The following is a 24,384-nucleotide window of genomic DNA, read 5'->3' as shown; positions in this document are numbered from 1 at the left end:
TTTATAACCCCGAGATGCCGATCTTCAATTCGTCCAACGAGTACCCCTCACCCAGAATCTCTGCAAGGATATTATTTATCTGCTCCCTTTTCCCTTCCTTTATAAGAACAAGCATGTTTGAGTCTACCAGTCTATAAAATATTGTTCTGTTTTTTTCTGAATTATTACTAGTTTTTAACAGCCTTTCGCGCACAGCACCCATTATGGTCAGAAAGATACTATACTCCTCTCCGTAGCTGGCTTCCAGGTCTTCCCTTATTTTTTTAGCAAGGGCAGGACTTTTCCCAGAGGTAGAGACGGTTATAACCAAATCATCTCGATCTACCACAGAAGGGACGATAAAATTACATCTCTTTGGTTTGTCCACTGTATTAACCAGGATCCCTTTTCCCAGAGCCTCCTGGCTGGCTTCGGCATTTACCCTGGAATCATTAGTGGCAACAAAAACCAGGAAGGCATCCTCAAAATCTCCCCGCTTGTATTCTCTGCATATGTGCTGAATTTTGCTATGGGATAGGAGCTCTTTTAACCGGGGAGTCAAATCAGGACTTATTACGGTGACTCTCCCCATGCATCTTAAAAGTGATTCTACCTTCCTTTCAGCAACCCCTCCACCACCGAGTACAACGCATCTCTTGTCGGTTATGTCTACATTTATAGGGTAGTATTTCAAGCTCTTCTCCTATTTATCCCGTTCAGAAACAAATCTCTAACGGGATTTAGTTGCAAAAAAGGATTCAAGTGGTCAAGGGTTCAAGTTTTCAGAGCATACTTTAATGACACGAACTGCAGTTGTGTGATGAACATGTTCCACAACTGCTGTTCCCGGCAGAGCTTGAAAAATTACCGCCGCTTTTGAAGCTACAGGCAGACATCAACTTCGTAACCTTTGCCTTTTTACATTTTGGACAATTCACCTCTGGAGAACTTCCAAAAACCAGTTCCTCAAATTCTTCCCCGCAAAGGTCACATCTATATTCATATATCGGCATCCTTCAACCTCCTATCTTTAAAAAACTTGCCTGTTTTATATCCACCTGCCTGTGCGTGTACGCACCTGTCTGCCGTGCCTGTTTCCATCTCAACGGAAAAGTTCATTCCGTCCAGTCTATCCGACACGGCAAGTTCGTTTCTTTCTTGAATCACTTTTACATTTTCAAGGATCTGTTCCTCGCCGAGCGTCAGGCGGTTTCCTATGCCGCCTTCCTGTAAAAAGTAACTCTCATAGGCGATGGAAAAATCAAAATCGCCACGGTTTAACGGCTGTCCTTCAAAGATTCCGACTATGGAATCTATTGCGTCAAGCTGGAATTGCTGGTGCGGGTCAAAGTGGAGTTTCATAATACCCCTTCAAGAATCATTATCTTGTATCGTGAATATTTGATTTCCTTCATTCCTCTTCATGTTTGCCGGTCAATCCCTTTGCGTCTTTTCCTTCCAGTTCCAGTTTAGGAGCGGCGCTTTTTACACGCTTTTCGACCTGTTTGATATGCTCTGCAGGGGAAAGCTGTTCAGGTGGTGTCCCGCCGATTCGTTTAATTGCTTCTCTAACTTCTTTACCGACATTTTCGTGTGTTCTTATTGCTGTCTGTTGATCCTTTATCCGTTCCCTAGTTAGTTTGTCCCGCGTCTGGGTCATACGAAACTGGTTTGCCGCCAATTCTGTTGTATCCATGCGGTCTATGAGATTTTCTTTTTCAGGTATCCTCTTCCGTTTCTTTATCGCATCCCTGCCAAGCCCTCAATACATGCCTTTATATCCGGCATCATGGAAGACTCCGAACATCCTGTCATGCACTCCTGCATCACGTGCTGCGCCTGACAATGCCTTAAATTCTTCAGATGTCTGCTTGCGAAGTTCCAACCGCTCAATATCAGCAACAATTACGTCCGTGATTTCCTGCCTGCGGGTTTGAATTGCAAAATACTTCTGAGCATTGGCGATTTCGGGTTTTCTGGGATCGCTATTTTGCGCGATTAAATAACAAGCAAAACGGGATAAATGATAGTCATTAACCAATTGTACCGCGCCTTTTCCGCCTTCTATCGGTTTGCCGGCGCCGGCAAAGTGATATGAGGGTTCATTACTTGAATTTTTACAAGAGGTTATCGCTCTTTTAATGGCGTCTTCAAATCTCCTCCATTGTGTATATCCCAAAAGAGGCTGAATTTCCCTTGCGCTCCAATACTCTGCTCCATAATCATTTATTTTCTTCAGGTCTTCAAAAGAATTGCTTCCTAGTGATACTAAATTTTTATCCGGCATGCCCTCTCCTGAAATAAAACGATAATATTAGACGCTCACTGGTCACACCGCCTTAAACTCTATCCCAGAATCTTTCATCTGCAATGCGGTATTGGTTTTTAACTGGTCGTTGTTTTTAAAAAGCCTATCGAGGGTAATGACTTTCCCCGGATTTTCCGCAATAACCTTTTTGATAATGCCTTCATTCACTTTTCCCAGCATCAAAGCTATTTCTTTATCATTTACTAGTACATAGCCGTTCTTTTTTTCAATCCTTGCCGTAAGCGGAACGCCGGATTTCAGAAACAGTTCATAAAGCACATCTTCTGTCTTTGCGCGCGCATCGAGAGGCTCAAGGTGTTGCTGTAGCTGCTCGACCAGCTCTTCTTCAGTCTCTATTCCCGAACGCCAGATTTTGAAGTTAGACTCCCGAAGCTTGAAAACCTTAAATCCCAGGTCTTGTTTTTCCGCGTTGCCGTACAGGTCGAGGTTACCTTCCTGCTCTCCTTTGATTTTATTGATTACCCTGCGGATGCGCTCTTTTCCGATTTCCGCGATGGTTTTATAACCGGCTTTATAAGCCTCCGAGTTTTCATCGCATTTTTCGGGAAGCTGAACCATGATGAATTTGCGGTTGTCGTTATCTTCTTTGTTAAGGGCTAAGAAAGCGTGGGCGTTAGTGGCTGGACTGGAGAAGAAATCGAGGATGATATCGTTATCATTAAACCCACCACCTTGTTCTATAAGTATTTTGATTACATCAGAAGGTTTCGGAAATTTTAATGTTTCTGTATTCCTGCCAAGTTTTTCTTCGGTTATATCCAAAGATTTTCCATCCATTTGAAGTTATGGCCGCCTACTTTATACTATTTAAAGGTTTTGTGCCATAACTGATAGCAACAATTTCGATAAGTTCGTCTTTGATACGATAGATAATCCTGTAGTTTCCGTAAATCTTTTCTCTTATGTTCTCATCTCCATATTCCGGAACTATCCTGCCTGATTTGGGAAATTGAGGGATAGCTTTAACTATTTTGATTACTTTTTTGGCAAAAAGGATGGCGTAATATCCAGAATCTTTAGCGATATAACTGCAGATTTCTTCCAGGTTAGAAACTGCCCTTGGAGACCATTTTATCTTGAGAGCCATTTTGACATCCGGTTTTCAACTTCTTCATGCGGGATCCCCTTCCCCTCATCAAGTTCCTTTAATCCGGCATCAACCTGCAATTTAAAATACAATTCCGCCATTATGTCATCAACAGTGACTTCATCTGGAAGAGATTTGACCAATTTTATGACTTCCTGTTTTACCCCAAACATGTTTTTTACCTCCATCAATGTTAAGGAAACTATATCATAATATTAAAAGTTTTAAAAGCAGTCATAATTAAATATTTCAATTCTTAGAAGAAGATAGAACCTCTTTGACCGCCTCATTATAAACTCTCTTCAATGGGACTTTCTTTTCCTTTGCTATCTTCTTACAGTCTTCATATTCAGGTGATACATTAATTACCGCATCATTATCCTGATAAATTTTTACCTTGACCTTCCCAAACCTTGTTTCAACCTCTTTCAATCTGCGGGGTACCTTCACCCTATCCACTTCATAATAACGAACCCCAAAAGATGTTGATTCCTTAAGAATGGTATCAATCACGCGGGATTTATCCCCTCCATGACAAATTACCCTTAACATTACCGAAGGTCTGTTCTTCTTCATCTGAAGGGGCGATAGAGAGACATCAAGGGCGCCTTCCTCAAAGAGCCTTTCCATTAAAAAGTCATAGACCTCAGGATTCATGTCGTCAATGTTAGTTTCAACGACAGTTACCCTGTCAGTCTCTCTTTCTCTTTCATCGTCTCCAAGAACAACTCTGAGTAAATTGGGAACCTCTTGAAACTCTTTGTCCCCCACACCATAGCCTATATCACTTATTATCATCGAAGGCATTCTGCCAAACTTATCCGTTAATGTGGTAATTATGGCTGCCCCGGTAGGGGTAACCAGTTCTCCCATTATACCCGATTCATAGACCGGTTTCCCCTTCAGAAGTTCCATGGTTGCCGGTGCCGGTAGGGGTAGTGCCCCGTGCTGACAGGTTACGAATCCTGAACCTAAAGGAATCCTGGAAGCGTATATCTCCTGAATTCCAAAATGTTTTATTCCAACTGCTGCCCCAACAACATCAACGATAGAATCAACAGCACCTACTTCATGGAAATGTATATCGTCAATATCCTTTTTGTGGATTTTAGCTTCTGCTTCCGCTAAACGCTGGAACACCCTGATACTAAGCTCTTTTGTGTCTTTATCCAATGAACTTCCGTTAATAAGGTTTTTAATATCAGAAAAGCTTCGGTGATGAGAGTCTGTCTCTTTCAGGATTACTTTAACTCTTGAGCCGTTAATCTCCATCCTGGCTTCGGTTGAACAGGTTATTTCATACCCGCTTAAGGACAGCTTATCAAGCTCCTCTTCTAATTTGGTCTTGGGCAGTCCCAAATCCATCATAGCACCCAGAATCATATTTCCACTAATACCGGAAAAGCAGTCAAGATAGGCTATTTTCATACCCTTACACCCTATTTATCAAGCCCGCAATATATCCTGCCCCGAAGCCATTGTCTATATTGACCACAGCAACCCCGGGGGCACAGGAATTCAGCATCCCAAGTAAGGCAGTTACTCCTCCAAAATTTGCTCCATAGCCAATGCTAGTGGGAACTGCAATGATTGGTTTCGATACGAGTCCACCGACTACACTTGGCAGCGCTCCTTCCATTCCTGCCACAACCACCAGAACACTGGCTTGCAGAAGCCTTTCCCGCTGACTCACCAACCGATGTATACCAGCAACTCCAACATCATAAAGGCGATCTACCCGGTTGCCCATCATCTCAGCAACGAGTACAGCCTCGTCAGCAACCGGGATGTCTGATGTACCAGCACTTATGACCAGGATAGTGCCCTTCCCCTCTTCTTTTATTTGTTGATTTATTATTGTAATTGCCCGTGGTTTTGGATAGTATTTTGCCTCTGGGAAAGCCTTTTTTATTTTAAGGGCTTTCTTTTTCTCTATCCTGGTTATTAAGATGTTCTCTCCCTTCTCAACCATCCTTTGGGCTATAGCCATGATATCCCCATCCGACTTTCCCTCACCGAATATTACCTCCGGGAACCCAAGCCTCAAATGGCGGTGGTGATCGATGGTTGCATTACCAATATCTTCAAAGGGTAAAGTCTTCAAGGACTCCAATGCTTCATCAATCCCAACATCCCCTTTTTTAACCCCTTCTAACAGGCATTTTAGCTGTCCTAACTCCATCTGCCCTTCTCCTGCTTCTTTCTTAAACCCTTTATTATGGACAGGTTCCTGATATCGTCTTTGTCGGATTTTTTAGGAGTCTCCAGTATCATGGGGATATCTCGCAATGAAGGGTGGTTTATTAGAAGCCCGAACCCCTTAATGCCTATTTTACCTTTGCCGATATGTTCGTGTCGGTCTATTCCTGCCCCTATCCCCTCCTTTGAATCATTCAGGTGAATTAGCCCCAGCCTATCCAATCCTAAAATTCTACCAATCTCCTCTATTAAGCTGTCTAATGACCTGGTATCTCTAAAATCATAACCTGAAGCGAAACCATGACAGGTATCGAAACATAATCCAAGTGAATCTCTGTCCTTCACAGCATCGATGATCTCCCTTATTTGATACAGATTATAACCGATTGTTGAACCGGAACCGGCAGTATTCTCCAACAAAATCTTTATATTTCTATGCCCGCCGTTTTTTAGCACCAGATTTAACGCATCACGTACTCTCTTTATCCCGTATTGCGCATCTTTATCCCTGGAACTCCCAAGATGGGTTACCAGGAAGGTTGCATCCAGCCTTTTCGCCCTATCTAAATCGACTTTGAAAGAGTCGATGGATCTTTCATATAAATCGTCATCAGGTGAAGCAAGATTAATGAGATAGGATGTGTGGACTGCCAAGGGATGTAGCCCACTTTTTTTTAATCTTTTTCTAAATATCCTAACGTCATCATCAATAAGCGGGGGCACCTTCCAGCCCCGGGGGTTATGGGAGAATATCTGTATAGCGGAGCACCCCAGAGCCTTTGCTCTATCAATAGAGTTAAATATCTTTCCTGAGATAGAGACATGAACCCCTATTCGCAATAGAGATAACCCCCTTTTTCTTACCTGCCTATAGCTATCCTTGCCGCCAGACGTTCCGGTAATCCAGCCTTCATAATCTTTTTTTGGGCAGTCCCAATGTCATAAGAGGACCTCTTAAGTGTGAACTCGCATTCTTTCGCATCATAGATGCCAAAGGCAGCATCAGGAATACCATCTCGGGGTTGTCCCACACTTCCCACGTTAATAATATACCTGTCTTCCTCTTCCAGCCTAACTATTAAGGCTTTTGAAGAGGAAACCTTTCCTTTATCGTCTCTTATGAATACAGCAGGAACATGAGAATGTCCTATAAAACAGATTCGGGTTTGAAATGAATTAAAATTCATAGTTACCTCATCACGGTAAAAGAGGTAGTCCCAATTTTGTGGATTGTATGGTGTAGAGTGAACAAATGTAATATCGTCCCTAATGGAAATTAAGTGAACCCCTGACAGGAAGTTGCGATTTATGGTTGATAACTCCTTTGCCGTCCATTCAATGGCAGCCCTTGCTGCAGAGTTGAAACCGGAGGTATCAGTTAATCCAACGGCTCCGTAATCGTGGTTACCTGCTACCAGTATATCCGCAATATCCTTAAGGAGATCAATACATTCATTGGGATTTGCCCCATACCCAACAATGTCTCCCAAAAATGCTACTCTGTCAATGTCCTCTTTATAGAGACAATCCAAAACGGCATTAAATGCCTCCAAATTTCCGTGAATATCCGATAGGACTGCCCATTTCAACTCTTTATTCCTTTTTCAATCTCTCGTTAGTTCAATCAATACCGGGTATAGGGTTCTTTTTCCTATAAACAATTCCCTGGCATGAGGCAATAAGCTTGTTGTCCTCAGTCGATACATCTATCCTGTATAAGGCTGTCCTTGATGTTAAACTTACCTCTTTCGCCTCTGCTGTCAGAAGTGAACCCTCCGGAGTAGCAGAAATATAAGTAATACTCATATTTAAGGCGACAGCCAGTGTACCGTGAGAATTTGATGCTGCTGCGAAAGCGTGATCTGCCAGGCTGAAGATGGCGCCGCCATGAGCAATGCCCACAAAATTGTTCATACAGCCTTTTAGCTGCATCCTCAGTTTTGAATAACCCTTATTGATCTCTATCAATTCAATGCCTAAAAACCGTGCATAGGGGTCATTTTGGATTTTGCTGGACAAAACCTCCAGGACTTTTTTATCCATCTTTTCTCTCCATCAGCTTATAATATCGGGCGACAAATACACTCTCCCTTTATTCAGAGAGTAAATCAAAAAGACATAAAAGTCAAGGAATTGTCGTATTCCTTGTAATATCCTTCCTGCTGCGTTTACATATGGTCTCAGCTTCTTCAGAATTGGATAGTACTTGCATTTCCAAACAGTATATGCTAATAAATAATCTTTGGAATTTTTACTTGAAAATCCCCATTTGACAGGCGGGACGCCTGTCCTACTGGTTATAAGATCACCACCTATAGTAGCCCGCCAGAGGCGGATCGGCTGTCCTTGCTGCAATTCCTGAATCTGTCAGGAACAGGTTTTCATCATTCTTTGTGAGCCAATGGGTCATGAATGTTTCATTAAGCAGTTCCCTTTATATATTTAGGGCGACTCTCTTGTATCTATAAAGAGGTATTATTATTTTACTACCCTATTCCCCTTTTGCAAGGAGAACAGGGGCTTTCAGACCTTGAGGAGGACTAACATGAAACACATATTCATAATAGGTCCTTTGTTTTTCTTTTTTCTTTATTTTCAGGGTGGTTGTGCTTCTACAGGTATTGCGGAAAGGAGGCTTATAGAGGCTGAAGCAGCTATAAAAGCAGCCAAATCAATGGGAGCTCAATCTATAGCTCCAACGGAAATTAACAGCGCCGAGCTCTACTATGAGCAGGCCAAGCTTTCTCTTCAGGAAGAACCCAGTGCAACAGGTATGGTTGCTTTTTTTCGCGAATCTGATGCTCTAAAAAGGATGTCTATTAAAGATGCATTGCTTGCTAAAGAGGCAGCAGAAAATGCTATTAAAAAGGTCCAGAACCAAAGAGATCAGTCAAAAAAAGAGAGTATATTGCTTGGCAGCAACACAAGCAGTCTAAAGTCTACTCAGGAGGCGCTTCAAAAAGAGAGGGAACAGCCCGGGCAAAAATTAGTCATAGAGGAATCAAAAGCCCCTGAACCAAAGACCATTAAACCAAAACCCCCTGAATTAAAGATTACTGAACCAAAGGCTACTGAACTAAAAACTCCTGAATCAAAGACCATTAAACCCAGGTCCCCTGAATTAAAGGCTACTGAACTAAAAACCCCTGAATCAAAGACCATTGAACTAAAGACTACTAAACCAAAGGCTCCTGAACCAAAGACCATTGAGCCAGAGACACTATATAAGGAGGCATTCTATTTATACAAACAACAAGACTATAAAACGTCGCTAATAACATTTCAACGATTCTTGGAAATGTTTCCTGACCACAGTCTAAGTGACAACGTTCAATACTGGATAGGAGAGTGTTTATACTCACAAAGAAAATACAAGGATGCCATTAAAGCCTTTCAAGCGGTTTTGATTAATTTCAAGGAAGGCAATAAACTTGCCGATGCCCTATTGAAGGTGGGTCTAAGTTATTTTAATCTTCACAATCATCAGAAATCAAAACAGATTTTGCAATCAGTGATAAAACGTTATCCCAAGACCCACGCTGCTATCCTTGCGCGCAAATTTCTTAATGAGCACAAAAATAAGCAATGAGCTAGCCATAGCCTATTCATCCTTGTTGCTAACACTCTATGATCATATCCTTCCTGCGGCTGCTATATAGGCTTTTAGATTTTCCATCAGAGCAGTAAATTTATGGGGTTTCAGGGACTGAATACCGTCGCTTTCAGCATCTTCTGGATTGGGATGTACCTCTATCATCAGGCCATCGGCTCCTGCTGCAATTGCTGCATACGACATCGGAGCTACATATGACCAAAACCCTGTAGCATGACTTGGGTCTACAATTATAGGCAGATGGGTCCTTTCTTTTAAAACCGGAATACAACTCAAGTCCAGGGTATTTCTTGTAGCGGTTTCAAATGTCCTTATGCCTCTCTCACACAAAATCACGTCTTTGTTTCCTTCTGAGAGTATGTATTCTGCTGACATCAAGAATTCCTCTATAGTAGTAGACATGCCTCGTTTTAATAATATGGGTTTATTGTACCTTCCAAGTTTTTTCAGAAGGGCAAAGTTTTGGACATTCCGTGCCCCGACCTGCATAATATCTGAATATTCTGCAACCAGGTCCACGTCTTTAGGGTTCATTATCTCCGTTACAACAGGGAGCCCAACCTTTTCTTTGGCTTTAGCTAGTAAAATCAGCCCCTTTTTTTCTAAGCCTTGAAAACTGTACGGAGAAGTCCGGGGTTTGAAGGCACCGCCACGCAGAATATCTGCACCAGCTTCTTTTACAATATAAGCTGATTTTATAATCTGGTCTTCACTCTCAACAGAACAAGGCCCTGCGATAACTACTATCTTATTACCGCCAATTTCTACTTTGTCATCGATACTGACAATAGTCCCTTCTGGTTTTATGTCACGACTAGCGAGTTTATAAGGCTTAAGGATAGGAACGACCTTATCAACCCCAGAAAGGACTTCCAGGGATTGAAGTTTTGCCTTTCCCCTTTCATCACCGACGGCCCCAATAACATTCCTTTCTACCCCTTGGATAACATGGGGTTTATATCCCAATTTTTCTATCTTTCTCACAACCTCCTCCAGGTCATCTTTTGTTGCCTTTGCTTTCATTACAATTATCATCCCCCTACCTCCTAAATAGCCTTTAAAATAAATAAAAAAGCCATGAGTTTTTACCCATGGCTTAATATAGACTAAATACAGTTTATAAAATAAAAACCATGGGCTTTGCTTTCAGTCTGCCCATGGCCTTGAAATATGTTCTGTTTTATCTTACAAATGTAGTTCAAGGATGCCGGGCAGACTTTATAAAGATAAAATAAAATCGCCAGCAAAATGTCTCGAATATAAAATTTGTAAAATAAAACAACATAACCAACTCCTTTCTTGCTTTTTTATATACTGCTGATTGATTTGTCAAGAAAAAAATATAAATCAGAAAATGCTGTTGACACTCAAAGGAATTTTCTTGTACAAAAGCCTTTTAAAGTCCGAACTCCTTATAAACTTCCCTCTGTATGAGATATTTCAAAATCTCGTTTGTCCCCCCCGCTATTGACAAAGCCCTGGCATCTCTGAAAAACTTTTCTATGGGATACTCTTTTGTCAAACCGATACCCCCCATAATCTGCAATGCATCGTTTACAACACTAAAAGTTCCTTCCGCTGCAAACAACTTAGAAATAGCTGATTCTTTAGAGGCCGTAACCCCTTCTTCTATCATCCTCGCTACCTTAAGGTTCAGGAGCGACATAGCCTCCAAACCTATAGCCATGTCAGCAACCTTGAAATTAACTCCCTCAAATGTCCTAATAGGAACATCAAACTGCTTTCTCTCAGAGGAATATTTGACTGCTATCTCAAAAGCAGCCCTTGCCATTCCGATACCCGCTGCGGCAGCTGCTACCCTCTCTGCATCAAGCTCATAACCGGCAACTATAAAGCCATGATTGAGTTTGCCCAGAATGTTATCTCTGGGAACTTTGAGATTGTTGTATCTTAGATGGGAAACACCAACGCCCACCCAGCCCAAAAGATCAAAGACTTTCACCAGTTCAAAACCCGGATCTGAAGTCTCCGCAATAAACGCAGTCATTCCTTTATGCGCATGCACAGATGGGTCTGTAATTGCGAAGGTAAGAAGGAAATCCGCTTCGCTGCCACAGCCAATAAAGCGTTTTTCCCCCTTTAGTATATAAAAGTCTCCCTCTAAAACAGCTTCAGTCTTTGTCCCTGCCACATCAGACCCGGCCGTAGGTTCTGTCATACCCATGCCTGAAACCCTTTGTCCTGTTGTAATCGGGACTAAGTATTTCTTTTTTTGCTCCTCAGTGCCAAAACGAACGAGAGGATACCCGAGAAAGAGGGATGATGCAATGTGGACAGCGGCTACCCCATAATTTATGGCGCCCAGCTCTTCACACAGGATCATCTCAAATACTACACTCTTACCCTGACCGCCATACTCTTTTGGCATGGATACACCCATGTAACCTTTTTCTCCCAGCTTTTTAACAATCTCCCTGATTTTTATAGTGCCTTCATCAAAATCGTTTGACAGAGGTAGAATCTCAGCAGCCGCATATTCCTTCACCTCAGCCCTGAACTTAATCTCTTCTCCTGAATAAAAGATATCATTGCCTCTCATGCTCGTTACCTCCCTCTCTTGATTCACGACCTCTTAGTGAGTTTGAAACTATGTTAACGCCAGCACAAAACCCCTCCCAAAGTGCCCTGATCACATCACTCTGATCTGTGGAACTCATGGGGGTTTGGTCCATACCTATTAAGATGCTTCTAAATTCGAAACCATAAAAAATTGAATACCAAGTTAGTCGGTTTTTATCCATCCAGTTACAGGGATGAACTTCCCGCTTGCCGGGTCAGCCTTAGAGATTTGCCCTGAACTCATTCCTTTATGATTGGTAGAATTAAAATTTATAGGACCACAGAGCCCCTTCATATCAAAATCTTTCAGTGTCTCAAGAGCCGTTACCAACCGCTCTCCATCTATATCTCTGCCTGCCCTTAAAAGCCCCTCTTTCAAGACTGTTGCCCATATCCAGGCGCCTGTGTGGATTTTTCCCCGATATGGTTTTTCTGTACCAGGCGCATATTTGAGTGTTACCTTCCTCATAAGGGCTATACCCTCACCCTCATCATACCACGATGCCCAGATAGATATTACATAGTATTTTTCTGCTCCCACGGCAGCCATATGTATGACCTCCTCAGATGCTGCTGCCACATTCGCAAAGACAGGCACGTTCATGCCGAACTTTTTCAATTCCCGGAGCAATAAACCGGCAGGTTGGGGGATAAAGCCACACAATATAATATTGTTTACTTTTTCTCTTTTTATACTCATTACCTGGGATGTGGCATCAAGAGAACCAGGGTTTAATATCTCTTTTGTTACGGGAGTCAGTTTATGGAATTTCAGTCTCTCAATTGCAGGATCGAGGTCCAGTTTCCCTGTCTCATTATCAGGATAGACTAAAGCTATCCTGGGGGCTGTAGTGTCAAGGTTTTTTACCATGTAATCGACGAGCGTCCTCATCGTGTTTTGATAGATTTCATAGACACCAAAGACGTATCTTTTTAGAGGCAAGACGCATCGCTCCTGAGGCGGTATCGGCATAGTGGGGAGCTTCTCTTTTTCCATATGTCGAAGGAGACTCAAGGTTGCTGTCGATGAACTTGGACCAATTAATGCTAATATATTATCCCTGTAAAGCAGTTTTTTGAAGGCAGCTATTGCCATGGGGACTGCATACCTGTCGTCTTCAACTATAACCTTTACCTTCCTGCCATGAATTCCACCCTGTTCATCGGCATATCTGAAAACCCTTTTTATAGCGTCTGTCATGGGCACGGTGACATTTGCAGCGGGGCCGGTTTGATCCAAAATTACCCCGATCTTTAATGTATCATCGGTTACACCTCTTGTTTCCCCAGCATATCCCTCTGTTCTGGTCAATGCCAATAAACATATAATTGCTACACAGATGCTGGAAAGCAATTTGAAAATTACCTTCATCATATTACCTCCCCCCTGTTTAACAGAGACTGTGTTTATGGGAAAATACATTCAGAAAGACCGTCATCAATAAGAAGCCCTCTTTATCGCCTGTGTCATCTTCAGGTATGTGGCGTAGTCAATATACTCCTTCTTTTCTACGTACTGTTCTATGGGAAAGGCTTTATCCCTCTTCCTCTCTATTTCACCATCAACGAGAATACTAATGGCACTGCTGATACCAGAACCGTAAGAGACCAGCAGTATGCGCTCTCGTGCCTTCGCTTTTCCCAGTACTGCAGCCAGACCAGCAAAGATTGAGCATGAACCTAAATCGCCAAAGAATGGATAAATCATGCCTAAGGCTGTCTGTTCCTTTGTTGCCCCCAATTTTTTCGCCACTGATGCCGGTAATTTCGGGTCGGGTTGCTGGAAAATCATATAACTGTAGTCACCGCTCTTCTTGCCCAACTTCTTAAGAAGTCCGCTAGCTGCCTCCAGTGTATGTTTTTCGTATCCCTGTTCCCTGCCAAACCTGTTATCAAAATAATCCGACACATGTGAATCAGATACAGCGCGCCATCTGTCTGTAATCACCGTGAAGTAACTATTTACGTCTTCAATGCAGCATATAGCTCCATCTTTGCCGACCACGAGCGCCACTGCACCCGCACCAAAACTCACTTCCCCTTCTGAACCCGGGGCTGCTGCCCTATTTTCCGCTCCAATTACCAGCCCGTAACCGATTCTCTTTGCATTTATTGCGTCCATACAACCCAGCAACGCTGCTGCACCCGCATTGAGAGAACCGGAATAGTCAACCATCGACGCCTTGGTGTCCAATTCGAATATTTCCGCAATGATTGTGGAGAGGTACTTCTCTATATACGGAGAAGAACTGGTTCCTATGTGTATGGAACCTATCTCTGACGGCTGGATTCCGCTATGTTTGATGGCCTTATCTGCCGCCTCGACGGCCATAGTTACAACGTCTTCATCCGTTCCGCATACTGATTTTTCCCCTTTCTCTCCTCCACCCCATACCTTGACCGGTTCCTCCTTTTTGAGCCTATATCTGGGAATATACACACCATATCCTAAAATACCAACCATCGGTTGACCTCCTTCTCAATATTTACGGTGTTCGTGACAGGATATTGATGCAAGAAACACCAAATCCCGTACCGCCGACGTTATGTTGCAGACCAATACCGTTTCTCAATTTTACCTGCCTCTCTCCAACTTCCTCCCGGAGCTGCCAGTAACACTCACATACCTGTGAAATGCCCGTTGCCCCTACCGGATGCCCGTGTGCCTTCAATCCACCGGCAGTCTGAACGGGAAGTTCCCCATTCAGATCAAAATATCCCTCCATCATTAATTTTCCAGCCTCACCCTTCCTGCAAAAACCTATGTCTTCAATATTCATAAGCTCTGTATTGGTAAAACAATCGTGAACCTCTGCGAAGTCCACATCCCCAGGTTTTATCCCTGCCATTTCAAATGCCCCCCTGGCAGCTCTCACCGTAGCCAACATCTCTGTGAAATTGTGTTTGTCCCAGTAAAAGGAATGATCCATACCCACATGTGTACCGAGGATATAGACCGGTTTATCGGTATATCTTGTAGCAATATCAGAACGGCAGAGAACAACCGCAGCCGCACCATCCGTCTGGGGACAACAGTCCAGAAGATGCAGGGGCCAGCAAACCATGGGACTCTTCAATACGTCCTCTATGGTAACCTCATATCTGTAATGAGCAAGGGGATCTAACGACCCATTGTGGTGGTTCTTCACGGCAACCCGTGCAAACTGCTCCATAGTACACCCAAACTCGTGCATCTGCCTCACAGCATAGACAGCCTGCATCGCCGGAGCGGTTGATCCCCATGTCCATGCAGGGCTTCCCCCAAAGCCGGCGGACCCGATTGCAATGAGTGACTCTGAACCAGGTTTCTCCCTCATCTTCTCTGTCCCAAGTACCAGGACAACATCGTAAAGACCCGAAGCAACCCCGATTGCTCCGTGCCTCACCGCATCGGAACCTGTCGGACAACCATTTTCAACCCTGGTAATCGGTATCTCTGCATTACCTATCTGAGAAGAGAGCCATGAACCGCTAAAAGCAGTAGCCCCAAATTGCGATATACCAGAATTTGCCAGCCAGGCTGCTTTAATCTCTTTTGGATCGATTCCCTTATCTACACTCTTTATACAATCAATAAATGCCTCCTGAGCCATGGTTTCCAGGCTCTTATCATACCACTCCCCGAACGGGATCATCCCGGCACCTACGATAGCAACCTTTCCCCTGATGCTCATCTTAACCCTCCTCCATTAATCTAAATTTATATCCATACAGATCCACTCCCCTGTCACTTAGTATCTTCCTGAAAACCAGTTCAACCTTCGCTCCTATTTTGACATCTTCCGGACTTTTCACATCGGTAATCAAACCCTGATACCTTCCACCACCGTCGAGATCGACTATGGCAAGGGCTGCCGGTGGTTCAATCTGGGGAGGCAAGACATAGTTTATGCAGTATGTGTGCACAGTCCCCCTTCTATTCAGTTTATGCTCATTGTTGTTAAAGCTCCCACAGATCGGACAGATCTTTCTCCGTGGATAGGTAATGTGACCACAGTCAGCACATTTCGAACCTATCAGACGATAGGTTTCCGGCTGTAATCTCCAATGAAACGGCGACGGCGGCGCTGGTAAGTTTTCTGCCATAAGAATACCCCTCCTTTCAGATGAATTATTTCTTTTTGTTATTCAAGCTTGATGATTGTGAAAATCTTGTACAAAAGTATAAAGATGTCTATGAATGTAAATAGTTTTAGAATATTTTGACCAATACCAGCAGAGACTATGAACTTCTCAGAGGGGAGGTTGAACTTGATGAGAATTACTTCGGAGGTAGACGCAAAAGGAAAAGGGATAAAGCTACACTCAACAAGATCCCTGTCTTTGGTATCTTTGAAAGAAATGGGTTAAATGTCTGTTTTTTTCTTATGGTTCCATTTAGCAAAGTTTGATGAGAAAAGTCAAGAGAAAATATCTGAAAAAAACAGACAAAAATCAGAAAATGCTTGACAATCGGAATCTATTATGTTACTGAAATATACACTTTATTTAGGGGGCTTTAATAGTATGAGCAATAAAGAGTTTTCCTGTAGTTACGATAGCAATTGGTGGTGGTGGAACAATTACATACTAGGGATTTGTCCGCCTCCATCCCCCTGATGATATTAACATTTAAACCCGACAAAAGGGCCGTGGGCAAATCCTGAAGCCCACGGCTTTTCTTTTTTATTTTAAAGCCATGGGCATCCTCTGTTGCTCATGGCTTTTTTTATAAGGAGATCTTTCAACAAAAGATTAATTTAGCCAATAGCTATTTATTTAGAAAGGAGGTGAATAACATAGCATTTCCAGAAATGATTTTAGGGATAACTGGAAGGATATTCCTCCAGCAAATTCTTTTGGATAAAAGGAGAAGATGATGAAAGAAACTAAGATATTGTTGAGTGAAAAAGAGTTGCCTCAGAAGTGGTATAACGTCCAGGCGGATCTGCCCAAACCGCTTATGCCGCCATTAAATCCAGGAACAGGTCAACCAGTAGGTCCTCAGGACCTGGCTCCAATATTTCCTATGGGGCTTATTGAACAAGAGGTAAGCCAGGAACGCTGGATAGAGATACCGGATGAAATCCTGGATATTTACAAATTGTGGAGGCCAACTCCTTTGCATAGAGCAAAGAGACTGGAAAAGGCATTAGGAACCCCTGCCAGAATATACTATAAGAACGAGAGTGTTAGCCCTCCGGGAAGCCATAAGCCAAATACTGCTGTTGCCCAGGCATATTACAACAAGAAAGAAGGAGTGAGAAGGATTGCTACGGAGACAGGGGCAGGACAGTGGGGAAGCGCTCTGGCTTTTGCCTGTAAGCTCTTTGATATAGAATGCACCGTCTATATGGTAAAGGTGAGCTATGAGCAAAAACCTTACCGAAGGTCTTTGATGCACGCATGGGGGGCAACAGTACATCCATCTCCGACTAAACTGACCAATGCCGGGAGGACCATTCTAGAAAAAGACCCAAATACGTTAGGAAGTCTTGGGATAGCCATTTCAGAAGCAATAGAGGATGCAGCTACCCACGATGATACCAAATATTCTCTGGGGAGCGTGTTAAATCATGTTTTATTACATCAAACCATTATTGGTTTAGAGGTAAAAGAACAGCTGAAATTAGCAGGGGAATCCCCGGATATTCTGATCGGTTGTGTTGGCGGAGGGAGCAACTTTGCAGGGTTCTGTTTCCCATTTGTCAAAGATAAGCTGGACGGTAAAGATATGAGGATAATTGCGGTAGAACCTACCTCATGTCCTACATTGACCAAGGGACCTTACCGCTATGATTTTGGTGACACTGCCCAGATGACACCACTATTAATGATGTACACCTTAGGACATACCTTTGTTCCGCCAGGCATCCATGCCGGAGGATTGAGGTATCACGGTGATGCTCCTCTTCTCTGTCTTTTGGTAAATCAAGGGGTTATTGAAGCAAGGGCATATCATCAAAATCCCGTCTTTGAAGCAGCGATGCGATTTGCCCAAACCGAAGGAATTATTCCTGCTCCTGAAACAGCCCATGCAATAAAGGGCGCTGTTGACGAAGCTTTGAGATGTAAAGAGACAGGAGAGGAAAAGTGTATTGTTATTGCCTTCAGTGGCCATGGACACTTTGACCTGGCAGCTTACGATGCCTACATTGCAGGTAAACTCGAAGATTTTGAGTATCCTGAGGAGATGATAAAAGAGGCATTGAAGAATCTGCCGAATATTTAAACAACAACGGGCTTAAGCCCGCTGTGTGTAAACTGACAAGAATGGGGGCAGCCCGTAAGGGCTGTTCCCCTGTCTGAAAGGAACGAAATTACAAATGTACTTCCCCTCTTTTGAAGAGTTTTCCAGAAAAGCAAAAGAAGGTAACCTTATACCTGTATACAGAGATATCCTGGCAGATATGGAGACCCCGGTCTCTGCATTTCAAAAGATAAACGGCGGCAAATATTCATTCCTGCTGGAAAGCGTGGAGGGGGGTGAAAAATGGGCCAGATACAGTTTCCTTGGCTTCAACCCCTCTATAATCTTTAGAAGCAAAGGGAACACGGTAGAAATTATCAGTGGCAAAAATACAGAAGAGTGGAAAAATGTGAAATCCCCCCTCGATAAATTAAGGGATTTAATGAGGGAATATAAACCTGTAACGATGGACGGACTCCCCAGGTTTTTTGGCGGAGCGGTGGGCTATTTGAGTTATGACATGGTGAGATTCTTTGAAGAATTACCCGACAATACCACCGATGACCTTAACATATACGACAGCTTCTTTGTGATTACAGACACCATCCTGATATTTGACAGCCTGAAACAAACCATGAAAGTTGTGTCCAATGTTTACTTAAACGATGGGTGTGACCTGGAGAGCGTATACAGAGAGGCTGCAAGAAAGATAGATTCCATAGTCTCAAAGTTAAAAGAACCTCTGAGCAGAGAATCAATACCGATTACCCGTCAACCAAGCCTCAATATCACATCGAATCTTTCAAAAGAGGAGTTTGAAAATATAGTAGCAAAAGCAAAAGAGCATATCGTGGCAGGGGATATTATACAGGTAGTCCTTTCACAGCGATTCCAGACACAGGCTGATATAGACCCCATGAACATCTATCGGAGTTTAAGGATTATAAATCCCTCACCCTATATGTTCTACTTAAAGTTCGATGACTTGATGGTAGTAGGATCATCCCCGGAGGTTATGGTTAGGGTTGAAAACAATCGCATTGCCCTTAGACCTATTGCTGGCACGCGCCCAAGGGGTAAAACCCCTGAAGATGACCAGGCACTGGAGAAGGATTTGCTTCAGGACCCTAAGGAGATTGCAGAACATATAATGCTGGTAGACCTTGGGCGAAATGATGTGGGTAGAGTAGCAAAAACAGCAACAGTCAACGTCAACGAACTTATGGTAATAGAAAGATACTCCCATGTAATGCATATAGTCTCAAATGTCCAGGGAGTTCTTGCTGACGATAAGGATTGTTTTGATGTTCTTAAGGCATGTTTCCCCGCAGGAACGGTTTCCGGTGCTCCTAAAGTGAGGGCGATGGAGATAATCGAAGATTTGGAACCTGCCAGGAGAGGCCCTTATGCCGGTGCCGTAGGGTACTTTAGCTTTTCCGCCAATATGGATTTTTGTATTACAATTAGGACAGTGATAATAAAGGATCGCACTATATATATTCAGGTAGGCGCCGGTATCGTTGCTGATTCAGAACCAGATAAAGAGTGGTCGGAAACAGTAAATAAGGCTAAGGCTATGATGAAAGCCCTTGAGATGGCTAAAGATGGATTGGGTTAAAAGATGCTTTTGATGATTGATAATTATGATTCTTTTACTTATAACCTGGTCCAGTACCTTGAAGAACTGGGTGAGGAAGTCAGGGTGTTTAGAAACGATAAGATAAGTATGGAAGATATTGACAGTCTGAAACCCCGGGGACTGACTATTTCACCTGGGCCTGGCAGACCCAAAGAAGCTGGCATCTCATTGGCTGCAATCAGACACTTCGCCGGCAAGATACCAATCCTTGGTGTATGCTTAGGGCATCAGTCGATTGGAGAGGCATTCGGCGGAAGGGTCATTAAAGCTAAAAACATAATGCATGGTAAGACCTCCCTTATACATCATGACAATGAAGGGGTCTATAAAGACCTGCCAAATCCCTTCGAGGCTACAAGATACCACTCATTGGTCATCGATAAAGCCACTCTTCCTGCCTGTCTCAAGGTAAGTGCAGAGAGTGAAGATGGCGAAATAATGGGAGTCAGGCACAAAGAATACCCCATAGAGGGGATTCAATTCCACCCGGAGTCTATCCTGACCAGGGTGGGAAAAGGCCTTTTGAAGAATTTTCTGAAGAGTATCAGTGATTTAGACAGTAGACCATAGACTAAAGTCCAATTTCTGAATTGCAATTGCTACTATTGAATATCAAGAGGAGACAGCTATCATGATTACAGAGGCAATAGGAAAGGTGATCGAGGGGAATAACCTGTCCGAATCAGAGATGGTAGGAGTAATGAACCAGATAATGAGCGGAGAGGCAACCCCTGCCCAGATAGCCTCGTTCATTACTGCCCTGCGAATGAAGGGAGAAACCATAGAGGAGATTACCGGTGCAGCCAGGGTTATGCGTGAAAAGGCTATCAAGATAAACACAAACTCTCCCACGGTTATAGATACATGCGGAACCGGTGGAGATGGGGCCAATACCTTTAACATATCTACCACTTCAGCATTTGTAGCAGCAGGGGCTGGTATAACTGTAGCAAAACACGGGAACAGATCTGTATCAAGCAACTGTGGAAGCGCAGATGTCTTAAAGGCTTTGGGAGTAAACATCGAAGCAGGTGCAAGCATAGTAGAAAGATGCCTCAATGAAAATGGTATCGGCTTCCTCTTTGCTCCTCTGCTTCACGGAGCAATGAAATATGCAATCGGACCCCGGCGGGAGATTGGTATAAGAACTGTCTTCAATATATTGGGGCCATTGACCAACCCTGCAGGGGCTTCTGCCCAGGTGATAGGTATATATTCCAAAGAGCTGACAGAAAAATTGGCTGCTGTTTTGGGTAATCTGGGGAGCCAACATGCCTTTGTAGTCCATGGTGAGGATGGGCTGGACGAGATCAGTCTAAGTTCTAAGACAAAAGTCTCTGAGCTAAAGAACGGAAAGGTGGATACCTATTGGATAAAACCAGAGGATTTCAGTATTGAGCGATGCCGGGCTGAAGACCTGCTTGGAGGAAGCCCTGAAGAAAACGCCAGTATTACTCTGGGGGTTCTCAGGGGTGAAAAAGGACCGAAAAGGGATATAATTCTCCTCAATGCCGCCGCCGCTATTGTAGCCGGTGGAAAGGCAGAAACTTTTATCGAAGGTGTCAGGGTTGCAGAAGAGTCCATAGACAGCGGTTCTGCCATGAAGAAACTGGAAGGGCTTGTGAAAATTAGCAATAAATAGTGAACGGGAAAAGGTAAAAGGTGAAAGGTGAAAGGTATTTTTTTAGATGAGATTATCAACCATAAAAAGAAAGAACTTTTTGAGACAAAAAAGAAGTGTTCGATCGATGAGCTCAAAAGCCGGATAAGCAAGCCACCTCCTGTAAGAGACATCAAGTTTGCTCTGACATCGCCGTCAACCCCAATAAAGATTATTGCCGAGGTAAAGAAGGCATCGCCATCCAAAGGGATAATCAGGGAAGATTTTGATCCGGTTGAGATTGCAAAGATATATGAGGCCAATGGGGCATCGGCCATATCCGTACTTACCGAAGAGAACTTCTTTTATGGAAGCCTCGATTACCTCAAAAAAATAAGAGAGATGACTGCTATTCCTCTTCTGGGTAAGGATTTTATCTTTGATGAGTATCAGGTTTATCAGGCACGTACTTACGGTGCCGATGCCTTCTTATTGATTGCAGCGATATTGAACGATAGTGAGTTGAAGGATCTTTTAAAAACCGGAAGAGAGCTGGGCATGCAGGCTCTTGTGGAAGTCCACAACCTTGAAGAATTGAAGAGGGTTCTTCAAACAGAGGCTGAAATTATCGGCATAAACAACCGGGATCTGAAAACCTTCAAAACCGACATAGCAACAACAGAACGTCTCATCAAAGAAATCTCGCAGGATAAGATTGTGGTGAGTGAAAGCGGCATCAATACAGCCGAAGATATTTCAAGGTTAAGGGAGTGCGGGGCACATGCCTTTCTCATAGGCGAGAGTCTTATGAGGGAGAGGGATATAGCCAAAAAGCTCACCGAACTCCTGTCTATACAATAATAGAGAACTCATACACTTACCCTTTATTTACGATACCATTTTAACATTAATTACTCTTAATAACTTAATCAAGGCAATATCCTCTTTCAAAACTTCAGGCAAAGATAAGAGTAGAAATTACAACGTATTTATAGTAAACTATATCTTAAGAAGATGATAAAAAACCCGGAACTACTTAAAAAATTCGAAAATAGCCTTGTTAGGGATGAAGGAAAGCTACCCTTTCAACAGTCCATTAAGCTCTTTACATCTATGTGGAACGAGGGGGTAACACTTGGTGTGCTTCCTCCTAAAGAACCTTTGGAAGGAATAGATGTAGATATAAAGATTGCGAAAGTGCTTAATTCATGTTTGAAAAACTCCTGTGCCAAATAGGTGCAAGCCTAGACAGATACAGTCTTCCCTATATGATTATCGGGGGACAGGCTGTATTGCTTCACGGAGAACCCCGCCTCACCAGAGATATAGATATTACTCTAGGTGTGAATACCGATTGTCTCGGTGAACTTCTTTCTGTTCTACAAGAACTCCAACTCAAACCTATCCCCAACGATATAGAATCATTTGTTACACAAACCATGGTTCTGCCCGCCTTAGATGAAGCTACCGGCATAAGGGTTGACTTTATCTTCTCATTTACTCCTTATGAAACAGAAGCAATAAAAAGAGCAGAAAAGGTAACGATACTGGACCAGAAAGTCAATTTTGCCTCTGCCGAAGATCTGATAATCCACAAAATCTTCTCAGGCAGACCTAGGGACATAGAGGATGTTAAGACAATTATTCTGAAAAACCCGAAGATCGATATTCAACACATACGAGTCTGGCTTAAGGAATTCGATGCATCTTCTGGCGAAAAGGAGTTTTTGAGGACATTTGAGGAGGTATTTAAAGAGTTAGAGGGTTGAGGGAGTTGAGTGTTCCAGTACAAAACAGAGCATTTCAATTGCATTGCAAATTTACCTTGCAATTTTGCAATGCAAATGGTAGTATCTCGATATGGAATTTATAAAGCGAAACATTACCGATGTTTTTTTGTCGAAAATAAAGCAAGAGCGGACAGTTGTACTTACCGGAGCCAGGCAGACGGGTAAAACGACTCTTTGTGAAGGTATTCTTCCTCAATGCATAAATCAACCCCATACCTATATATCCTTTGATGACCCTGATGAGAGGCTTCGATTTCAAAACTCGGCAATATCTATCCTTGAGTTGCTTGACACTCCTTTAGTAATACTCGATGAAGTTCAGAAGATACCAGCATTGTTTGATTCATTAAAATATGTCATAGACAGGCAGAAAAGAAACCTGGCTTCTCAAAAAAAGGTTTTCATTCTGACAGGATCATCACAACTGCTTTTACTTAAGGATGTCAAGGAAACCCTTGCAGGAAGAGTTGCTTTATTGAATCTATTTCCATTTTCACTTTCTGAGGTCTCGGAAGGTCCCCCGACTCCACTGCTCACAAGAATCTGGAAACAGGGTAAGTTAGAAAAAGAAGATGTTGAAGTGCCAAACATTTTTCCCCCCGAAAAAATTCGCAGCGTGACGGCTGTGACCAGAGAACATCAAAAATGGGGAGGCTATCCTCCCGTATGGCAGATGAAGGATGCCTCAGATAAAATTAATTGGCTGAAGGACTATCGAAAAACATACCTGGAGAGGGACATTTCGGATGTTGGGCAGGTAACAAATATAGATACCTTTGCTTTAGCTCAGAAGTTTCTATGCGCCCGCACGGGACAACTCCTTTCAATCAGTGAGGTTGCCCGGGATTTATCCGTGGCAGTAAATACAGTAAAAAGATACATAAATCTGCTGGTAATGTCTTTTCAATGCTATTTAGTACCTCCATATTACGAAAATATAGGCAAGCGTTTCGTTAAAAGCCCTAAAATATATTTTCCTGATCTTGGTCTGAATAGAGTGATACTGGGAGAGATGGCAATAAACTCAGGGGCTACTTATGAAACTTGGGTCTTCTCGGAGCTTCTCAAATGGAAACACTTGCAGCTTGTAGAGCCTGACATATATTTTTATCGGACCGCAGGAGGTATGGAAATAGATTTCCTGATAACAGGAGAAGAAATACTGTTGCCCATTGAGGTGAAATATTCATCTCAAATTGCTCACGCTGATGGTAGAAGTATGGAATCTTTTATGATTGATTACAGAAAACATGCGCCGATAGGACTTATCGTTTATTCGGGCAGAGAGGTCGTTGAAATAAGAAAGAATATCTGGGCAGTTCCTGACTGGCTCTTACTTGGTGGTATTTAAAGAGCTAAAAAGTTGAGGGACACATGCCTTTCTAATCGGTTAGAGTTT

The 24,384-nt window shown here is 43.0% G+C and carries 27 protein-coding genes and 1 pseudogene; 9 read left to right on the top strand and 19 right to left on the bottom strand.

Annotation, left to right across the window (positions count from 1 at the left end):
* Nucleotide 1: 1 nt before the first annotated feature.
* From AB1401_10930 to AB1401_10870, 13 genes are all read right to left on the bottom strand, one after another.
* A complete protein-coding gene (locus tag AB1401_10930) occupies nt 2-673 on the bottom strand; it encodes a bifunctional precorrin-2 dehydrogenase/sirohydrochlorin ferrochelatase (protein MEW6615963.1) in 672 nt (223 codons plus the stop codon).
* A 100-nt stretch (nt 674-773) separates the two neighbouring features.
* Nucleotides 774-992 carry a zinc ribbon domain-containing protein gene (locus AB1401_10925; protein MEW6615962.1) on the bottom strand — a complete coding sequence of 73 codons (219 nt, stop codon included), beginning with the start codon at nt 990-992 and terminating at the stop codon, nt 774-776.
* Complete coding sequence (locus tag AB1401_10920; GenBank protein ID MEW6615961.1) at nt 979-1,341, bottom strand: hypothetical protein; 363 nt, start codon at nt 1,339-1,341, stop codon at nt 979-981. Before AB1401_10920 ends, AB1401_10925 begins: the two co-directional genes overlap by 14 nt.
* A gap of 49 nt (nt 1,342-1,390) precedes the next feature.
* Nucleotides 1,391-1,675: a hypothetical protein gene (locus AB1401_10915; protein MEW6615960.1), complete on the bottom strand. Its 285-nt coding sequence runs from the start codon at nt 1,673-1,675 to the stop codon at nt 1,391-1,393.
* Between the two features lie 66 nt (nt 1,676-1,741).
* Complete coding sequence (locus AB1401_10910) at nt 1,742-2,266, bottom strand: BRO family protein (protein MEW6615959.1); 525 nt, start codon at nt 2,264-2,266, stop codon at nt 1,742-1,744.
* Between the two features lie 42 nt (nt 2,267-2,308).
* Nucleotides 2,309-3,070: a hypothetical protein gene (locus AB1401_10905; GenBank protein ID MEW6615958.1), complete on the bottom strand. Its 762-nt coding sequence runs from the start codon at nt 3,068-3,070 to the stop codon at nt 2,309-2,311.
* Nucleotides 3,071-3,101: 31 nt separating this feature from the next.
* Nucleotides 3,102-3,395, bottom strand: a complete 294-nt coding sequence (locus tag AB1401_10900; GenBank protein ID MEW6615957.1) for a type II toxin-antitoxin system RelE/ParE family toxin — start codon at nt 3,393-3,395, stop codon at nt 3,102-3,104.
* On the bottom strand, nt 3,380-3,568 hold the full coding sequence (locus AB1401_10895) for a hypothetical protein (protein ID MEW6615956.1): 189 nt from the start codon (nt 3,566-3,568) through the stop codon (nt 3,380-3,382). The genes AB1401_10900 and AB1401_10895 overlap by 16 nt, the downstream gene beginning before the upstream one ends.
* Nucleotides 3,569-3,644: 76 nt before the next feature.
* Nucleotides 3,645-4,823, bottom strand: a complete 1,179-nt coding sequence (gene larC, locus AB1401_10890) for a nickel pincer cofactor biosynthesis protein LarC (GenBank protein ID MEW6615955.1) — start codon at nt 4,821-4,823, stop codon at nt 3,645-3,647.
* Between the two features lie 4 nt (nt 4,824-4,827).
* Nucleotides 4,828-5,577 carry a nickel pincer cofactor biosynthesis protein LarB gene (gene larB, locus AB1401_10885; protein ID MEW6615954.1) on the bottom strand — a complete coding sequence of 250 codons (750 nt, stop codon included), beginning with the start codon at nt 5,575-5,577 and terminating at the stop codon, nt 4,828-4,830.
* Nucleotides 5,568-6,434 carry a deoxyribonuclease IV gene (locus tag AB1401_10880; GenBank protein ID MEW6615953.1) on the bottom strand — a complete coding sequence of 289 codons (867 nt, stop codon included), beginning with the start codon at nt 6,432-6,434 and terminating at the stop codon, nt 5,568-5,570. The genes larB and AB1401_10880 overlap by 10 nt, the downstream gene beginning before the upstream one ends.
* A 20-nt stretch (nt 6,435-6,454) precedes the next feature.
* A complete protein-coding gene (locus AB1401_10875) occupies nt 6,455-7,183 on the bottom strand; it encodes a metallophosphoesterase family protein (GenBank protein MEW6615952.1) in 729 nt (242 codons plus the stop codon).
* A 31-nt stretch (nt 7,184-7,214) separates the two neighbouring features.
* The gene (locus AB1401_10870; protein ID MEW6615951.1) at nt 7,215-7,637 is read right to left on the bottom strand and encodes a hotdog fold thioesterase; all 423 of its coding nucleotides are present in this window, start codon (nt 7,635-7,637) and stop codon (nt 7,215-7,217) included.
* 502 nt (nt 7,638-8,139) lie between these two features.
* Here AB1401_10870 and ybgF point away from each other — a divergent pair.
* Nucleotides 8,140-9,183 carry a tol-pal system protein YbgF gene (gene ybgF / locus AB1401_10865; protein MEW6615950.1) on the top strand — a complete coding sequence of 348 codons (1,044 nt, stop codon included), beginning with the start codon at nt 8,140-8,142 and terminating at the stop codon, nt 9,181-9,183.
* A gap of 42 nt (nt 9,184-9,225) precedes the next feature.
* Here the strand turns inward: ybgF and aroF are convergent, their stop codons facing one another.
* From aroF to AB1401_10835, 6 genes are all read right to left on the bottom strand, one after another.
* Nucleotides 9,226-10,242: a 3-deoxy-7-phosphoheptulonate synthase gene (gene aroF, locus AB1401_10860; GenBank protein MEW6615949.1), complete on the bottom strand. Its 1,017-nt coding sequence runs from the start codon at nt 10,240-10,242 to the stop codon at nt 9,226-9,228.
* Nucleotides 10,243-10,603: 361 nt separating this feature from the next.
* Nucleotides 10,604-11,767, bottom strand: coding sequence for an acyl-CoA dehydrogenase family protein (locus AB1401_10855; GenBank protein ID MEW6615948.1), 1,164 nt, complete (start codon nt 11,765-11,767; stop codon nt 10,604-10,606).
* Between the two features lie 183 nt (nt 11,768-11,950).
* The gene (locus AB1401_10850; protein ID MEW6615947.1) at nt 11,951-13,162 is read right to left on the bottom strand and encodes an ABC transporter substrate-binding protein; all 1,212 of its coding nucleotides are present in this window, start codon (nt 13,160-13,162) and stop codon (nt 11,951-11,953) included.
* Nucleotides 13,163-13,225: 63 nt separating this feature from the next.
* A complete protein-coding gene (locus tag AB1401_10845; GenBank protein ID MEW6615946.1) occupies nt 13,226-14,251 on the bottom strand; it encodes a hydroxymethylglutaryl-CoA synthase in 1,026 nt (341 codons plus the stop codon).
* Between the two features lie 22 nt (nt 14,252-14,273).
* Nucleotides 14,274-15,461 carry a thiolase family protein gene (locus AB1401_10840; GenBank protein ID MEW6615945.1) on the bottom strand — a complete coding sequence of 396 codons (1,188 nt, stop codon included), beginning with the start codon at nt 15,459-15,461 and terminating at the stop codon, nt 14,274-14,276.
* Nucleotide 15,462: 1 nt separating this feature from the next.
* The gene (locus tag AB1401_10835) at nt 15,463-15,873 is read right to left on the bottom strand and encodes a Zn-ribbon domain-containing OB-fold protein (GenBank protein MEW6615944.1); all 411 of its coding nucleotides are present in this window, start codon (nt 15,871-15,873) and stop codon (nt 15,463-15,465) included.
* A gap of 140 nt (nt 15,874-16,013) precedes the next feature.
* On the opposite strand from AB1401_10835, the pseudogene AB1401_10830 reads away from it, so the two are divergent.
* The 8 genes and pseudogenes from AB1401_10830 (at nt 16,014) to AB1401_10795 (ending at nt 24,336) form a co-directional block, all read left to right on the top strand.
* Nucleotides 16,014-16,178, top strand: a pseudogene (locus AB1401_10830) (transposase).
* A 467-nt stretch (nt 16,179-16,645) separates the two neighbouring features.
* Entirely contained in the window at nt 16,646-17,998 is a 1,353-nt protein-coding gene (locus tag AB1401_10825) for a TrpB-like pyridoxal phosphate-dependent enzyme (GenBank protein MEW6615943.1), read from the top strand.
* A 94-nt stretch (nt 17,999-18,092) separates the two neighbouring features.
* The gene (trpE, locus tag AB1401_10820; protein ID MEW6615942.1) at nt 18,093-19,574 is read left to right on the top strand and encodes an anthranilate synthase component I; all 1,482 of its coding nucleotides are present in this window, start codon (nt 18,093-18,095) and stop codon (nt 19,572-19,574) included.
* 3 nt (nt 19,575-19,577) lie between these two features.
* Entirely contained in the window at nt 19,578-20,165 is a 588-nt protein-coding gene (locus tag AB1401_10815; protein ID MEW6615941.1) for an aminodeoxychorismate/anthranilate synthase component II, read from the top strand.
* Between the two features lie 61 nt (nt 20,166-20,226).
* Complete coding sequence (trpD, locus tag AB1401_10810) at nt 20,227-21,237, top strand: anthranilate phosphoribosyltransferase (protein MEW6615940.1); 1,011 nt, start codon at nt 20,227-20,229, stop codon at nt 21,235-21,237.
* A gap of 27 nt (nt 21,238-21,264) precedes the next feature.
* Nucleotides 21,265-22,056, top strand: coding sequence for an indole-3-glycerol phosphate synthase TrpC (gene trpC / locus AB1401_10805; protein ID MEW6615939.1), 792 nt, complete (start codon nt 21,265-21,267; stop codon nt 22,054-22,056).
* A 347-nt stretch (nt 22,057-22,403) separates the two neighbouring features.
* Nucleotides 22,404-22,964, top strand: a complete 561-nt coding sequence (locus AB1401_10800) for a nucleotidyl transferase AbiEii/AbiGii toxin family protein (GenBank protein MEW6615938.1) — start codon at nt 22,404-22,406, stop codon at nt 22,962-22,964.
* A gap of 91 nt (nt 22,965-23,055) precedes the next feature.
* Nucleotides 23,056-24,336, top strand: a complete 1,281-nt coding sequence (locus AB1401_10795) for an ATP-binding protein (GenBank protein ID MEW6615937.1) — start codon at nt 23,056-23,058, stop codon at nt 24,334-24,336.
* The last annotated feature ends 48 nt before the right edge of the window (nt 24,337-24,384 follow it).

It is taken from the genome of Thermodesulfobacteriota bacterium, from assembly GCA_040757775.1.
Taxonomy (GTDB): domain Bacteria; phylum Desulfobacterota; class UBA8473; order UBA8473; family UBA8473; genus UBA8473.
The sequence above is the reverse complement of the archived record's forward strand: the minus strand, read 5'-3'. Positions and strand labels throughout refer to the sequence as shown.